This window comes from Oscillospiraceae bacterium MB08-C2-2, from assembly GCA_035621215.1.
Taxonomy (GTDB): Bacteria; Bacillota; Clostridia; order Oscillospirales; family Ruminococcaceae; genus WRAV01.
Genome location: CP141729.1, coordinates 2,411,712 through 2,426,652 on the forward strand (window position 1 = coordinate 2,411,712; position 14,941 = coordinate 2,426,652).

A 14,941-nucleotide genomic window follows, 5' to 3' on the forward strand; every position below is an offset into this window, starting at 1 on the left:
GCCTAAGCCCCCTTTCTTTTATCAAAAAAAAAGTATGTCGTCTCGCATGGCGATGGCTTCATCCCGGGCAGCGGCGGCAAAGCTCTTGCCTGCATGCTCGGGCTTTTTCCAGCTCATGAGAATCCCACGGGAGGAATTAACCACCCCACCGCTGCCCTTGTGGAGATAGTGGGCGATTTCGGAAGCGGTGCCGCCTTGTGCCCCATAGCCGGGAATCAGGAAGAACATCCCGGGAAGCCGCTGGCGGATGCGCTGGGTATCTTGGGAGTTGGTGCAGCCCACCACGCCGCCAATGGCGCTGTAGCCGCATTCTCCGGCAAACTGTTCTCCAAGCTTGGCCGTTTTTTCGCCGACAGTGAGATAAACCGGCTGGTCATCGGCAATCAGCCCTTCAATGTCCGGGGCGCCGGGGTTGGAGGTGGCAACCAGCACAAAGAGGCCCTTTTCCCCGGTGGCCAGATAGGGGAAGTAAGGCTCTAAGGTATCCATGCCCATATAGGGGCTGACCGTGATGAAATCTGCCTCAAAATCCCCGGTGAAATGGGCGGCGGCATACATCTCGGCGGTTTTGGCAATATCGCCCCGCTTGACATCGGCTATGATGATGGCCTGCTTTTCCCGCAGATAGGCAAGGGTTTTGGCGTAGGTCTCCATACCGGCAAGGCCCATGGCCTCGTAGTAGGCAATCTGCACCTTATAAACAGCCACAATATCGTGGGTGGAATCGATGATTTCCTTATTAAAGGCCAGCACAGCGGCGGCATCGCTCTCAAATCCCTTGCGGAAATCCTCCGGGAGGTAGGCGGCGTCGGTATCCAAGCCGAGGCAGACATGTCCTTTTTCCATTACACGCTGGTGCAGCCGATCAATGAGCTTCATATACAATTTCTCCTTGCTTCATAGTCATGAGTATCCTGCCATAAAAGGTTTGCCCGTCAAAAGGGGTGTTATGCCCCTTGGAGGAGCAATCCGATGCATTAAAAACAAAGGGTGATTCCACATCCACCAGAACCAGATCGGCGGGAACCCCCGGCTCGATGACCCCGCCCTCAAAGCCCAGTATCCGGGCCGGATTGCGGGACATCAGTGCAGAAAGCTGGGAAAGGGTAATTTCACCGGTGCGCACCAGATGGGTATAGCAGGCGGCAAAGGCACATTCTAACCCCACCATGCCGTTAACGCCTTTTTCCTTATCTTCCTGTGTATGGGGGGCGTGGTCGGTGGCAATGGCATCGATGTAGCCGTTGCGCAGGCATTCCACCAAATAGCGGCGGTGGCTTTCATCCCGCAGAGGTGGAGCCACGGCATACTCGGTGGTATCATTCAGGCAAAGGTGATGGGGGGTTACCTCGCAGGTGATGTTGTCGCACATGAGCTTGCCGCTGATGATATCCCCCAGCGAATCGATGGTGCTCACATGGCAGAAGTGGGTCTTGCAGCCGGTGTGCACAGCCAGCTTCACATCCCGGGTGGTCATGAGATCCTCCGCCAGATAAAGGTTGCGGTGGGTGAGCGCCGGGTCTTCTTCGTGGAGCATCAGCCCCAGCCCCAGCTGGTTGGCTTTATCCATGGCCGCCAGCATCACGCCGGTATCGGCCACGCCTACGCCGTCATCCGAAAGCCAGCGCACCTTGGCGGTGTCAAGGGCATCCAGATGGGAAAGGGTTTTTCCGTCAAAGCCCTCGGTGATGGAAACCGTCTGGTGCAGGCGGCAAAGGCCGGCCTGCTTGCCTTTTTCCAGCACATACTCCACTGTATCCATACTGCTGCACACCGGCTTTGTGTTGGCCATAAGGCTCACATTCACATAGCCGCCCCGCACCGCTGACCGGCACCCGGAAAGGATGTCTTCCTTGTGGGTAAGGCCGGGATCGCGGAAATGAGCGTGGAGATCGGTAAAGGCGGGGAGCAGAACCTTGCCGCCGCCATCCAAAACCGTTTCAAAATCCCCTTCAATGTGCTCGGCAATTTGAGCTATGAGGCCATTTTCAATCAGCAGCTCTAGGTTACGCTCCTTGCTGGAGTCGACCGCTTTTATATTCCTGATAAGGGTGGACATAGATGTAATCCTCCGTCATAAGATCGTTGAGTTCCAGCAGCTTGATAATCAGAGCCATCCGGGCAAAGACACCCATCTGCGCCTGTTTGAAATACCATGCCCGAGGGTCATTGTCCACATCCTCGGTGATTTCATCCACCCGGGGTAGGGGGTGCAGCACAATCATATCCGCTTTGGCGTGCTCCATCTTTTCGCTATCCAGAATGTAGCAGCCCTTGAGCCGCTGGTATTGCTCCGGATCAGAAAAGCGCTCCCGCTGGATGCGGGTCATATACAGGATATCCAGCTCCGGCAAAGCGGCAGTCAGATTGCTGTTTTCGGTGATATCCATGCCCTGGGCTGTCAATTCCTCCACAATCTCGGTGGGCATGGGCAGCTCGGGGGGGCTGATCAGCACAAACCGGTTGCCCGGATACCGGGAGAGCATCCGAATCAGGGAATGAACGGTGCGGCCGTATTTAAGATCCCCGCACAGGCCGATGGTCAGGTGATCCACCCGGCCGAAGCGCCGGTAAATGGTGACCAGATCGGTGAGGGTTTGGGTGGGGTGCTCGTTGGCGCCATCCCCGGCGTTGATGACCGGAACCCCGGCGGCGGCCGCCATTTTGTGGGGGGAAAGGGGCACCGGGTGGCGCACAGCCATCAGATCGCTGTAGCAGCTGACGGTGCGGGCGGTATCCTCCAGTGTTTCCCCTTTGGAAGCAGAGGTGGTGGACATATCTGAGAACCCGATGACATTTCCGCCTAAGCGAAGCATGGCGCTTTCAAAAGAAAGGCGGGTGCGGGTGCTGGGCTCAAAAAAAAGAGTAGCCAATATTTTGCCTTTTGCAACCTCAGCATAACGCTTGGGATTACGGGCAATAGTATCGGCTACTGAAATAATATAATCCAAATCTTTTTGACGGAAATCTGATATTCCGAGAATGTGTTGTAAGTTTGGCTTCATGTGGCAACTCCTCTCGCACAGTTAAGCAGGCTGTTTCACTCCAAATTGTCGTAAGTCTATCACAGGCGCCGACAAATGTCAAGGGGAGAGTTGCTTTTTTATAAAAATCAAAAAACCCGCCGGGAATATCCCGACGGGTTCTTCAAACAAATTGAGAAAATTCCGCAAGCCTTAGACCGCTCTGACAACCTTGTCGGAACGGAGGCACCGGGTGCAGGCGTGGATGTGACAAGGTGAACCGTTCACAACTGCTTTGACACGTTTCACATTGGGTTTCCAAGTCCGATTACTCCTGCGGTGAGAGTGAGAAACTTTAATTCCAAAAGAAACACCTTTTCCGCAAATATCGCATTTAGCCATTATCTGCACCTCCTTTAGCATAAGCGGCTCCACCGAAAAAACATCCGAAGGCCGCAGATTCATTCGAGATCAAAATAAGTCCTTTGCCAGCTTAATCAGCACGGACAAAAGGTCAACAGAGCTATTCTAGCAAACTTTTTGAAAAAATGCAAGCAGTTTCTTTTGATTTCCGCAAAAAATCCCCCAAAATATCTGAAAAATCTTCTTTGAATGACCTGTTCCACGTCTCGAAGCCTTGTTTTTTAGGGGCTTTCCCTTTATAATGAGGGTGTAGAAAAAAGCCTGCACCCTCTATGGGGGGCGTTGGATGCCACTATATTTTCCCTAGATTGTGCCTTTCGGTACAAAAAATGGTATTCCTGTGTCCAAATCAATTGGACTTCGGAAGAATTACCCATTAAAACTACAACAGTTTTATGCCAAAGGCCAGTTTGTCTTCAGACTGGTATGCTATGCAACAACTGGCATATGCCAACCATAAAAAGAAAGGGGCGTGAAAACATGCTGCTGGGCGGTAATATGCAGGATCAGCTTTTTACAACCTTTGTTCGTGTGCTGGTGATTTTCACGGCGCTGCCGGTGCATGAATTTGCCCATGGCTTTGTAGCCGACCGGCTGGGCGACCCCACACCCCGCTGTCAGGGCCGCCTGACCCTGAATCCCTTTGCCCATCTGGACCCAATGGGCAGCATTGCCCTTTTGCTTTTCGGCTTCGGCTGGGCAAAACCGGTGAGCATTGATGCCCGCAATTTTAAAAAGCCCAAATGGGGGATGGCCTTATCCTCTTTGGCCGGGCCGGGAGCCAATGTGCTCATGTCCTTTATCGCTTTGGTTTGCTTTAAGCTGCTCCTTGCCTTTGAGGGTTCTTTTGACCCCCGGTTTTATCGGGCCGCCGCTGGCCTTGGGAGTGTGCTGAGCCTTGTGATCAGCATCAACCTGTATCTGGCGGTGTTCAATCTGCTGCCCATTCCGCCGCTGGATGGCTCCCGGATTTTTTCGGCGGTTCTGCCTTCCAAGCTTTATTGGAGCCTGATGCGCTATGAGCGGGTGATTTATGTCATACTGATTCTTCTGATGATGACCGGAATTCTGAGCATTCCATTGCGGATTCTTTCCGGCTACATTTTAGACCTGCTTAATTGGCTGACTCTGCCTCTCGATCTGCTGGTGGGGAGACTGCGCTGATGCCCGGCCCCATGGAAGAGCTGCAATTCCGGGTGGCGGAGTTTGAAGGCCCGCTGGATTTGCTTCTGGTGCTGATCACCCGCCATAAGATGGATATTTTTAATATTGAGATATCCGCCCTGCTGGCCCAGTATCTGGCGGCCATCGAGCAGATGAAGGAACAGGATCTGGATGTTGCCAGTGAATTTCTGGAAATGGCCAGCCGCCTTGTTTATATGAAAACCGTTTCTCTTCTGCCTCGCCATGAGGAAGAAAACCAGCGCTTGCAGCAGGAGCTGACCGGCCAGCTGTTGGAGCTTCGCCTGTGCAAGGCGGTGGCCCGGCTGTTGGGGGAGAGGAACCTTGCCTCTGACCTGTTTGTTCGGGAGCCTATGCCGCTGCCGGTGGATCAGACCTATACGCTGGTGCATCCGCGGGGGGTGCTGTTTGATGCCTATGCCGATGCGGTAGGCCGTGAGGCCCGCCGCCGCCCGCCGCCGGAGGAAACCTTCCGCCCGTTGGTGGCACACCCCATGGTCAGCGTTACCTCCAAAATCTTTACCGTTCTGCGGGCCTTGCGCCGCCGGGAAAAGGTGCCTATGGGGGAGCTTTTTGAGAAAAGCGGCGGCCGCAGCGGCATGGTGGCCACCTTTTTGGCTCTGCTGGAGCTGGTGCATTCCCAGCGCATTGTGGTACGGGAGGGAGAGGTTCTCTCCAAGCCTCGCCGCCGCTGAGCCGCCTGCCTTTTCCACAGAGCACACTAGGCTCTGTGGAAAACTCCGCAAAGGCCAAAGGTCTTGCGGAGCGCCGGCTTTGCCGGCGGGGCAGGCGGCCTTCGCAGGAGGGCACTGTGCCAATGGCTGTGCATTCGCTCAAAAATTCAACCAACCATAAAAAGATGAGGGACAAGCTTTGCAGATTGAACGGATGGAACGCAACGTGGAAGCCATTCTTTTCGCCGCCGGTGATCCGCTGGAAGGGGAAAAAATTGCGCTTGCACTGGATATTGAGGAAAAAACAGTCAAAAATTTAGTCAATAGGATTGCCGACCGCTATGACCGGGAGGAAAGCCCCTTCGATATTGTTTTTATGGATGGCGCTTACCAATTGTGCACCCGGCCGGATTTTGCGCCTGTGATCCGGGCGGCGCTGGAAATTCGCCGGAGTGCACCTCTTTCTCAGGCGGCGCTGGAGGTTCTGGCCATTGTGGCCTATAACCAGCCGGTAACCCGGGCCTTTGTGGATCAGGTTCGAGGGGTGGATTGCTCTTCGGTTATGCGCTCGCTGGTGGAGAAGGGCCTGATTATGGAGGCCGGGCGATTGCAGATTCCGGGCAAGCCGCTGGCCTATAAAACCACGCCCAACTTTTTACGAAGCTTTGGCATGGAATCACTGGAGCAGCTTCCCACGGTTCCCAGCCTGCCCGATGAGGAGCCGGAGGATGAGGCTCAGCTTCCGGGGCAGATCGATTTTTTTGAGATTGAATAGAAAAAGCGGGGGAGGAGCCGGGAAATGACAGCGCTGGTTATCCTGTTGGGAATTGTTGCCCTGTTTGCCTTTCTGCTGCTTTCTCCCATTCAGGTGAGCCTCTGGTACCGGGAACAGGAAGCAGGGGGGCTGGCCCAGTATCTTTTCATCCGCTTTGATTTTTCGCCGGAGGGTCTTGCCAAACGGGAGCAGCGCCGCCTCAAGCGCACCCTGCGCCGGGATTACAAAAAAGAGGAAAAGGCTGAGCCTGAGAAAAAGCCCAAATCCGAAAAAAAGCTTTCGGCCCTGTGGGATACCATTCAAAAAATATGGGGTGTGGTGCGCTGCTCCAAACAGGCCATGGCTATTTTCTGGAGTGGACTGCGCCTTGAGCGCTTTGCGCTGGAGGTGATCGCCGGCGGGGAGGATGCTCACCAGATTGGGGAGGCCTATGGCCGGTGGTGTGCCGCACTCAGCGCCGCTTTGCCCCTGCTGGATCGCCTGCTTTCCCCTCGGGAGCCGGAGATTACCGTTGAAGTGGATTTTTTCGCTCCCGAAACTGCTGTGGATTTTGCCGCCCGCATCAAGATCACGCCCTTGGTTCTGCTGAGAGCGGCGGCTTCCTTTTTAATCACATACATCCGGGAGGAAGGCCTCCCGAAAAAATCAAAAGGTGGTGCCAAAAAACATGAGCCAGCAACAACCGCATCCAATCAATGATTTTACCGCCAGCGCTCTGCAGAACCTCCGAACTCTGGTGGATGTCAACACCATTGTGGGCGACCCCATCACAACAGCTGAGGGTATCGTCATCATTCCCATCTCCAAGGTTTCCTTCGGGTATGGAACCGGCGGCTCCGATCTTCCCTTTAAAACCTCCGAGGGCTTCGGTGCAGGAACCGGCGGCGGGGTTACCATCCAGCCTCTGGCCTTTCTGGTCATCAGCGGCGGCCGGGTGGAGCTGTTGCAGATGCAGACCGCCGATAACACAGCCGACCGCATTGTCAACTCGGTTCCCGGCCTTATTGATAAGGTAACTGACCTGTTCAAAAAAGAGAAGCCCTCCGATAAAAAGGATTCCCAAGCCTAGAAGCCCCATGGCCTGTCTGTTTTTGGCATGGAAAAGCCGTTTTTGCGCCGGGATAGTCTAAGCCGGCTCACCCATTAATATACTTCAATTATATAGGGCCGTGATTTGTGGCCTTTTTGAGGAAATGCATTGAAGCATAGGGGAGCTGACTATGGGAAAAAAACGCACTCTCTTTGCCTGTTTGACGGCGGCATTAATATGGTGGGCCGGTGTTTTCCCGGCCTCAGCGGCGGAGCCTATGGAAAGCCCTGTCAGTACAGGCTTTTCGGTGGGGGCCAAGGCCGCAGTGGTGATGGAGGCCCAAACAGGACGGGTTCTCTTTGACCAGAATGCGCAGGAAAAGCTGCCCATTGCCAGCACCACCAAAATTATGACCGCTTTGATTGCGCTGGAGCAATCCAACACAGAGGTTTATTTTAAGGTGGATTCCACCGCTATTTTGGTGGAGGGTTCCTCCATGGGGCTGCAGGAAGGGGATATGGTTTCTCTTGAATCGCTGGCCGTGGGCATGCTGCTGGCCTCGGGTAACGATGCCGCCAACGCAGCAGCCGTGCGGATCGCCGGTTCGGTTCCTGCCTTTGTGGAAATGATGAACCAGCGGGCCACTGAGCTGGGAATGACCAATACCCATTTTGACACCCCCTCCGGTTTGGATGGTGCAACCCATTATTCCACAGCCTACGATATGGCACTTTTAGCCCGGGAGGCATTGCGCAACGAGACCTTTTCGGCCATTTGCTCCCAATATCGTATGCGCACCCAGTATGGCAACCCGCCCTATGACCGCTGGTTGACCAACCACAATAAGATGCTCAACTATTATGAAGGTGCCATGGGGGTTAAGACCGGCTTTACCAAAAAATCCGGCCGATGCCTTGTTTCGGCGGCGGAGCGTAACGGTGTGGAGCTGATCACAGTCACCCTCAACTGTCCCGATGATTGGAACACCCACAGGCATTTGTTTGATACCTATTTTGAAAAGCTGCAAGTGGAGGATTTATCCGCAGGGATTCCGCGGGCCCGGCTTTATGTGGCCGGTGGTGCCCAGAATCAAGTGACCTCCGCCCCAACACAGCCCATTCAGGTTCCGGTTAATGCCGACGGCAGCAGCCGGATTGAATATAAGGTGACTACTACCCAGCCTTTTTTGTATGCGCCTGTAACCAAGGGGCAGACAGTGGGCTATGCCACGGTTACGCTGGATGGAACCGAAATCTGCACCATCACTCTTACGGCTTCTCAGGATGTTCCACTGCTTCATCCTTATAAAGAAAAGCGCAGCCTCTGGGAACGCTTCAAATCTAACTTTTCTTTTTGAAAAAAAGAGAAGTTAGCAAAAGAAAAACCAATAATAGTTCCTCTAAAAGAGGCTTCGCCTCTTTCGTCGGGCGCAACTTAGAAAAATAGGGGCCTTTAATCTCGATGGCGTGGGCTGAGTTGTCATCAGAGAAGTTTTTTCTTTGATAATTTTCTTTTTTAGATAAAAAGAAAGTGTGTGTCCGGCACGGCATGAGCACCAAGTTTCAAAGCTTCGCTTGGTGGAATCTAGAAAAAAGAGTTTTGATTAAAAACGGAAGCACTTTTTACTGTCTAAATCCGCCGTATGAGATAAAATCTCCGGTGGATATCAAGATAAATAGAAAATACAAAACAAATTACTCTTAGGAAAAGGAAGTACAAAACTATGGATAAAGGCGGAATCCGCATACAAAAGGTTCTGTCCGAAAACGGCATTATGTCTCGTCGCGCTGCGGAGGATGCCATCACCAAGGGGCGCATTACCGTTAATGGGCACCCCTGCACCTTAGGCCAGAAAATCAACACCCGCAAGGATATTGTGGCGCTGGATGGGGTTAACCTCAAGCTGGCCAAGGCGGGTCAGGAAGAAAAATTATACATTATGCTCAACAAGCCCCGTGGCTATGTAACCACCACCAGCGATGAACTGGGGCGGCGGTGTGTCACCGATTTGCTCACCGGGGTTAACCAGCGTGTATACCCTGTGGGCAGGCTGGATAAAATCAGCGAAGGACTTTTGCTGTTCACCAATGACGGTGCTTTGGCCAATGCAGTGATGCATCCGGGCAGCGGCATCGCCAAAACCTATCGGGTTACCATTCGGCCTTCCATCACAGAAGAGCAGATTATTCATCTTTCTACCGGTGTGGAGATCGATGGGAAAAAGACTCTGCCCGCTCAGGTGCATGTGCTTTCCAATGAGCCGGGCCGTGTGGTCATGCTCATGACCATCTATGAAGGACGCAACCGCCAGATTCGCAAAATGTGCGAGGCTGTGGGTGTTGAGGTTGCCCGCCTGAAGCGCATTTCTGTGGGGCCTCTTCAGCTGGGAATGCTACAGCCCGGCCAATGGCGGGAGCTGAAACCCTCCGAGCTGACTGCTCTGCGCAATTCCCTGACCAAGGCAAGCAACCGGGCCGAAGCCCGCCGCAATGAAGAGAAGCTGGCCATTGCCAGAGAAAGTGACCCCGCCAGCCGCACAGGGAGCTGGGGCAAGGCCAAGCCTGCCAAAAGGGCTTTTGACGAAAGAAGCGGCCGGAGCACCGGTTATCGATCCGGGGAGCGCTCCAGCAGCCGGAGCCGGACACCCCGGGAAAAGTAAGGGGAGGAAAAAACATGCTGGAAATCAAACCCTGTCTGGAGGTTCAGCCTGTGGCGGCGTTCTGCCGGGCAAGCGGACGTGTTTACAGCGGCGCCTTCTTTATTTATCAGGCAATGAACCGGGGAGAGGAGCTTGGCGCTGCTCTTTTTGAAATGCAGGGCGACCGCATTGAGGCGGTGGCTTATCGCACCACCCAGCCGGAGGATCATTGGCTGCTGGATGGGGTGCTGCGGGCAGGGCTTAATTATGCCGCCGAGCATGGAATTATCAACGGTGTGTTGGGTGTTGGCTTTTTGGAAAGCGCTTATTCCTTATTGGAGAAGCTTAATCTTCCTCGTTCCAGCGTTTTTAATATTCATAATTTTTTCAGCAAATACAAAAACTGTGAGCTGTAAAAAGAGAAGGCAAGCAAAAGAAAGCTGCTTTTAGGGCTATAGTATAACTGCATTTTCTGTGGAAAATGCACAGGTGGCTTCCGCATGCTACAGCCACGAAGCGCCTCATGGGGGAACGAGTTCCCCCATGAACCCCCTCCAGCCTCCAGCAGGGAAAAGAGGCGGCCTTCTTTTCCCTTGGTTCTGCCATCGTGTGCAAAGAGAATGCTTTTAATCAGCTTAAGCCCGACAAAAGGGACGAAGTCCCCCCCCTTTGCTTTTCTGCAAAGGGTATTTTTTTGTCTGGAAAAGCTATGAAAATTACATTGAGGGGGTTCTTTGCCGGGTGCTTTTTATCTTCAGTGAAAAAGCTATGGTTATCGCAGCAATCTGATGCAGATAATGTTATTTGCAGAGCCTGAAAGCCTTGTTATTTGCAGGAAAGTGTTGTAAAATATAAATTGGTGTCGTTTCGTTGCAAAGGCCCTGATGGGTCATAATATCGGTGAGCTTGGGCGTTAAAGGAGCCAATCACCGATTTAAACCATAAAGAGTTATGAATATTCCTTTGCGGAATTCGTATAAATCGGTTGGAGATTGGAGGAAAACCAATGAGCGGACTTACAAAAGAAAACGCTCTTGCGGCTGCTTTGGCGCAGGCGCAGGAAGCAACACCGGCTCGGCGGCGGCTTGAGCTGCTGTTTGATCCTGATTCCTTTGTGGAAATGGATACACTGGCCGGCGTAAAAGGTCAGCCCTGTGGCGTGGTTACCGGATACGGTACCATTATGGGTGGTCCTGCCTATGCATTTGCTCAGGATAGTACGCAGACAGGCGGTGCTGTTGGCCGGATTCACGGCCGCCGCATTGCCCGGATTTATGAGGTTGCCCTGAAAACCGGCGCCCCTGTAATCGGTATTTTTGATTCCAAGGGTCTTCGTCTGGACGAAGGGGTCGAAGCGCTGGATGCCTACGGTGAGATGCTGCATTTGGCCAGCACCCTTTCCGGCGTTGTTCCACAGCTTTCACTGGTTCTGGGAACCTGCGGAGGAACCTCCGCACTGGTTGCCGCCAACGCAGACTTTGTGGTGATGAGCAAGGATGCTGAGTTTTTCCTCACACCTCCTGCTATCGCTCAATCCGCCGGCATGGGCGCACCGGAGGCAGGCTCTGCTGCTGCCGCTGCAAAAGCCGGCCTTGCCCATCTTGTCTGTGAGGATGAGCAGGCTGCCATTGAAAACGCCCGCCGCCTGGTTTGCACACTGCCCCTGAACAATCTGGCTGCTCCGGCTGTTTTTGAATCCACCGCCGCTGGCGACAGCGCCGGCCTTGCTGACCCTGCCAACGCCGCCGCTCTGGTTGAGAGCCTGACCGATGCGGGCAGTGCCCTTGAGCTGATGGCGGATTTCGGCTCGGGTGCCTATACCGCTATGGCCGCTGTGGGTGGGCTTTCCTGTGGCTTTGTCGCCACCAAGGGAGCAGCTCTCACCTCGGATGACTGTGCTAAAATGGCCAAGCTGGTCAGTGTCTGCGATGCTTTCCAAGTTCCGGTTATCACTCTTGTAAATACCCCCGGCTTTGCACCTTCCTCTGTAGCTGAGCTGGCCGGCTCGGTTCGCGATATGGCCAGATTGGGGCATATCTATGCCGAAGCCACCACCGCCAAGATTGCGGTGATCACCGGTGCCGCTTATGGCGCGGCTTATATTACCCTTGCTTCCCATGCTGCCAATGCCGATTATACCGCTGCATGGCCCGGCGCCAGCATCTCCGCCCTGCCTCCCTCGGCTGCGGTGGCTCTGCTTCACGGTGACCGGATTACCGCTGAGAAGTCCCGCCAGCAGGTGGAGGAAGAATATTTGGCAAACGAAGCTTCTCCTCTGAATGCGGCTGCCCAGTGCTTTATTGATTCTGTGCTGGCTCCCGAAGCCACCCGGGATTATTTGATTTCCACCTTGGAGGTGCTTTCCTCCAAGCGGGTGCATACCCTCCCCAAAAAACACAGCAACCTGCCTCTGTAAAGAGCGGTTTTTCCAAGACCCAAAACGATAGGGCGGAAAACCGCCCCTCACACAAAAAAAGGAGGCTCCCTAAATGAAACGGTTTAATATAACAGTCAACGGAAAAAGCTACTATGTGGAGGCACAGGAACTGGATGCCAACGCCCCCGCTCCTGTAATGGCTGCGCCTGCTCCTGCAGCAGCGGCTCCTGCCCCCGCCGCCGCTCCCGCAGCACCTGCTCCGGCTCCTGCGGCCGCCCCTGCTGCTGCACCGGCCTCTGGCGGTGTCACCGGTTCTGTCAAGATCACTTCGCCCATGCCCGGCGCCATTCTGGATGTGAAGGTTTCGGTTGGCGAGCAAGTCACCAAGGGCCAGGCACTTTGCATACTGGAAGCCATGAAAATGGAAAACGAAATTGTAGCCCCCGACAATGGCACTGTAGCCGGTGTTCATGTGGATAAGGGTGCATCGGTTGAGGTGGGTGCTCTACTCATCTCCCTGAATTAGTTTGGCCAAGGGAAAGGAGCCTGACGTTATGGCACAAAAAGTAAAAATCACCGAGCTTGCCCTGCGTGACGGCCAGCAGTCCCTCATCGCCACCCGTATGACTATGGATGAGATTCGTCCCATGCTGGAAGCGGTGGAAGCTGTAGGCTATTATTCCGCCGAGGTTTGGGGCGGCGCAACCTTTGATTCCTGCATTCGTTTTTTGAATGAGGATCCCTGGGAGCGGCTGCGTATTTTCCGCAAATATTTGCCCACCACCAAGCTCCAAATGCTTTTCCGGGGCCAGAATATGCTGGGCTATCGCCATTATGCCGACGATGCGGTGGAATATTTCATCCAGCGCAGCGTAGCCAACGGCATTGATATTCTGCGTATTTTTGATGCTCTCAACGATATCCGCAACCTTGAAACGGCCATCAAGGCCACCATCAAGGAAGGCGCTCATGTGCAGGGCTGTATCTGCTACACCCTCAGCCCGGTGCACAATCTGGAATATTTCGTAAAATACGCCAAAACGCTGGAAGATACCGGCGCCAATTCCATCTGCATCAAGGATATGGCCGGTCTTGTCACCCCCACCATGGCTTTTGATCTGGTGAAGGCTCTGAAAGAAACGGTGAAAATCCCCATCCAGCTGCATACCCACTATACCTCCGGTCTTGCTTCTATGGCCTGCCTGAAAGCCATTGAGGCGGGCGTGGATGGCATTGATACTGCTATTTCTCCGCTGGCTCTGGGCACCAGCCACAGCGCCACCGAATCCATGGTAGCGGCCTTGCGGGGCACTCCCTATGATACCGGCCTGGATCTGCACAAGCTTAATGATGTGCGGGCCTTTGCCGCCAAGCTGCGGGATAAGTATCTGGCCAGCGGCCTTCTGGACCCCAAGCTGCTGGGCGTGGATGCCAACACGCTGCTTTATCAGGTGCCGGGCGGCATGCTTTCCAATCTGGTTTCCCAGCTGAAGCAGGCTGGCAAGGAGAACCAGCTGGAGGATGTTCTCAACGAGATCCCCAATGTTCGTAAGGACAGCGGTTACCCCCCTCTGGTTACTCCCACTTCTCAGATTGTAGGCACACAGGCTGTGCTGAATGTCATCACCGGCGAGCGGTATAAAATGGTTTCCAACGAGTTTAAGGGGCTTGTCCGCGGCGATTACGGCCGTACCCCTGCTCCAGTAGACCCTGCGTTCCGCAAGAAGATTATCGGGGATGACAAGCCCATTGAGTGCCGTCCTGCCGATTTGCTGGAGCCGGAGCTGAAAAAGCTTCAGGCTGAGTTCCCCATGGAGTTTTACGAGCAGGAGGAGGATGTTCTCACTCTGGCTCAGTTCCCGCAGGTTGCGCCTAAATTCTTTGAGGCTCGCCGCAACGCCAAATATGGTGTGGACAGCGCTCATGCTGACAGCAAAAACGCTGTGCATCCCGTTTAACCCCTGTATCTCCCAAAGGGGTTTGTTGCCCCTTTGAATCAAAAAAGGGACGGTGCTTTCCGGCTTTGGCCGGTGAGCCCGTTCCTTCTTTTTCCCCTAACGGCTTTTTCTGTATTTTAACAAGGATTAAAGGTGTCACTCCCGCACTCATGCCGTGCGGCTGGCACATCCTTTCTCCACGATGAGAAAGGATGCAAAGAATCGCCAAGGGGGAGATCCCCCTTGGTACCCCCAAAGCCGAAATTAAGCAATCTATATTTTGTTCAGTTTCGGTCGCACTTATACCGTGCAGGCAATGACTTTCTTTTTGGCTGAAAAAGAAAGTCATCAAAGAAAAAAGCCGTCTCTGGCGGCAGGCAAAGCTTTCTTCACTGGCTTTTTTAACTTTTCTTTTTTGTAACAGGCAATTGAGCGGGCGTGTTTGAATTGTTTTTTCTTTTGCTTACTTTTCTTTTTTTCTAAAAAAGAAAAGTAAGCGGAGAGGAAACACCCTCTCCGCTCAGCGCTCGCTTTGGGTTTTATCATCCTGCTCATAAAATATGAAGTCATCCAGATCGCCGGAGACCGAAAGCCAATGCTCTAAGTCTCCCGAAGAATCGGGAAGGGGTGATCCGCCGGAGGGAGTATTCCTTTTCATGTAAGCTGCCATTTATCAACATCTCCTGTTACTATATATTTGGTTGGTGGCGCAGCATCCAGTTGCGCCATTATCCATTTCATTGCCTAAGCTGATAGAATGAGAGGACAATAGGCCTGGCGGTTATCTCCAAGGACTTCGCGTCCGTTGAAAAGTCAGTCAGTCATCCTCTCGCTCGCAGCGTTCGATTTGTGCAGGTAGAGCCGCCATCCGGCGCGTTCGTGTCATCAAACAGATAGAATCGGCAGTGAGAAAAGGATGGTACGCCAATTGTAAATCTGTGA

General features: G+C 53.6%; 17 protein-coding genes. 11 read left to right on the forward strand and 6 right to left on the reverse strand.

Going from position 1 to position 14,941, the window contains the following annotated elements:
* Positions 1 to 21: 21 nt before the first annotated feature.
* The 4 genes from pyrF to rpmB all read right to left on the reverse strand — a co-directional run bounded on the left by pyrF (position 22) and on the right by rpmB (position 3,365).
* On the reverse strand, positions 22 to 879 hold the full coding sequence (pyrF, locus tag U6B65_10795; protein ID WRS26812.1) for an orotidine-5'-phosphate decarboxylase: 858 nt from the start codon (positions 877 to 879) through the stop codon (positions 22 to 24).
* Positions 866 to 2,059, reverse strand: coding sequence for a dihydroorotase (locus U6B65_10800; GenBank protein WRS26813.1), 1,194 nt, complete (start codon positions 2,057 to 2,059; stop codon positions 866 to 868). The genes pyrF and U6B65_10800 overlap by 14 nt, the downstream gene beginning before the upstream one ends.
* Positions 2,007 to 3,005 carry an aspartate carbamoyltransferase gene (pyrB, locus tag U6B65_10805; GenBank protein ID WRS26814.1) on the reverse strand — a complete coding sequence of 333 codons (999 nt, stop codon included), beginning with the start codon at positions 3,003 to 3,005 and terminating at the stop codon, positions 2,007 to 2,009. Before pyrB ends, U6B65_10800 begins: the two co-directional genes overlap by 53 nt.
* 171 nt (positions 3,006 to 3,176) lie before the next feature.
* Complete coding sequence (gene rpmB / locus U6B65_10810; GenBank protein ID WRS26815.1) at positions 3,177 to 3,365, reverse strand: 50S ribosomal protein L28; 189 nt, start codon at positions 3,363 to 3,365, stop codon at positions 3,177 to 3,179.
* 501 nt (positions 3,366 to 3,866) lie between these two features.
* On the opposite strand from rpmB, the gene U6B65_10815 reads away from it, so the two are divergent.
* The 11 genes from U6B65_10815 to U6B65_10865 all read left to right on the forward strand — a co-directional run bounded on the left by U6B65_10815 (position 3,867) and on the right by U6B65_10865 (position 14,020).
* On the forward strand, positions 3,867 to 4,550 hold the full coding sequence (locus tag U6B65_10815) for a site-2 protease family protein (protein ID WRS26816.1): 684 nt from the start codon (positions 3,867 to 3,869) through the stop codon (positions 4,548 to 4,550).
* On the forward strand, positions 4,550 to 5,263 hold the full coding sequence (locus U6B65_10820; GenBank protein ID WRS26817.1) for a segregation/condensation protein A: 714 nt from the start codon (positions 4,550 to 4,552) through the stop codon (positions 5,261 to 5,263). The genes U6B65_10815 and U6B65_10820 overlap by 1 nt, the downstream gene beginning before the upstream one ends.
* Positions 5,264 to 5,441: 178 nt before the next feature.
* Positions 5,442 to 6,017: an SMC-Scp complex subunit ScpB gene (gene scpB, locus U6B65_10825; GenBank protein ID WRS26818.1), complete on the forward strand. Its 576-nt coding sequence runs from the start codon at positions 5,442 to 5,444 to the stop codon at positions 6,015 to 6,017.
* Between the two features lie 24 nt (positions 6,018 to 6,041).
* Complete coding sequence (locus U6B65_10830; protein ID WRS26819.1) at positions 6,042 to 6,716, forward strand: hypothetical protein; 675 nt, start codon at positions 6,042 to 6,044, stop codon at positions 6,714 to 6,716.
* Positions 6,685 to 7,086 (forward strand): GerW family sporulation protein, encoded by a 402-nt coding sequence (gene ytfJ / locus U6B65_10835; protein WRS26820.1) that lies wholly within the window; start codon positions 6,685 to 6,687, stop codon positions 7,084 to 7,086. Before U6B65_10830 ends, ytfJ begins: the two co-directional genes overlap by 32 nt.
* 151 nt (positions 7,087 to 7,237) lie before the next feature.
* Positions 7,238 to 8,404 (forward strand): D-alanyl-D-alanine carboxypeptidase family protein, encoded by a 1,167-nt coding sequence (locus U6B65_10840; GenBank protein ID WRS26821.1) that lies wholly within the window; start codon positions 7,238 to 7,240, stop codon positions 8,402 to 8,404.
* 366 nt (positions 8,405 to 8,770) lie between these two features.
* Positions 8,771 to 9,706: a pseudouridine synthase gene (locus U6B65_10845; protein ID WRS26822.1), complete on the forward strand. Its 936-nt coding sequence runs from the start codon at positions 8,771 to 8,773 to the stop codon at positions 9,704 to 9,706.
* 14 nt (positions 9,707 to 9,720) lie between these two features.
* Positions 9,721 to 10,101: a hypothetical protein gene (locus U6B65_10850; protein WRS26823.1), complete on the forward strand. Its 381-nt coding sequence runs from the start codon at positions 9,721 to 9,723 to the stop codon at positions 10,099 to 10,101.
* A gap of 590 nt (positions 10,102 to 10,691) precedes the next feature.
* Positions 10,692 to 12,101, forward strand: coding sequence for a carboxyl transferase domain-containing protein (locus U6B65_10855; protein ID WRS26824.1), 1,410 nt, complete (start codon positions 10,692 to 10,694; stop codon positions 12,099 to 12,101).
* 73 nt (positions 12,102 to 12,174) lie between these two features.
* Positions 12,175 to 12,588 carry a biotin/lipoyl-containing protein gene (locus U6B65_10860; GenBank protein WRS26825.1) on the forward strand — a complete coding sequence of 138 codons (414 nt, stop codon included), beginning with the start codon at positions 12,175 to 12,177 and terminating at the stop codon, positions 12,586 to 12,588.
* A gap of 28 nt (positions 12,589 to 12,616) precedes the next feature.
* The gene (locus U6B65_10865) at positions 12,617 to 14,020 is read left to right on the forward strand and encodes an oxaloacetate decarboxylase subunit alpha (protein ID WRS26826.1); all 1,404 of its coding nucleotides are present in this window, start codon (positions 12,617 to 12,619) and stop codon (positions 14,018 to 14,020) included.
* Between the two features lie 327 nt (positions 14,021 to 14,347).
* Here U6B65_10865 and U6B65_10870 read toward each other — a convergent pair whose 3' ends face one another.
* Together U6B65_10870 and U6B65_10875 are read right to left on the reverse strand one after the other, a co-directional pair.
* A complete protein-coding gene (locus U6B65_10870; GenBank protein ID WRS26827.1) occupies positions 14,348 to 14,554 on the reverse strand; it encodes a hypothetical protein in 207 nt (68 codons plus the stop codon).
* Positions 14,520 to 14,669: a hypothetical protein gene (locus U6B65_10875; protein WRS26828.1), complete on the reverse strand. Its 150-nt coding sequence runs from the start codon at positions 14,667 to 14,669 to the stop codon at positions 14,520 to 14,522. The genes U6B65_10870 and U6B65_10875 overlap by 35 nt, the downstream gene beginning before the upstream one ends.
* Between the last annotated feature and the right edge of the window lie 272 nt (positions 14,670 to 14,941).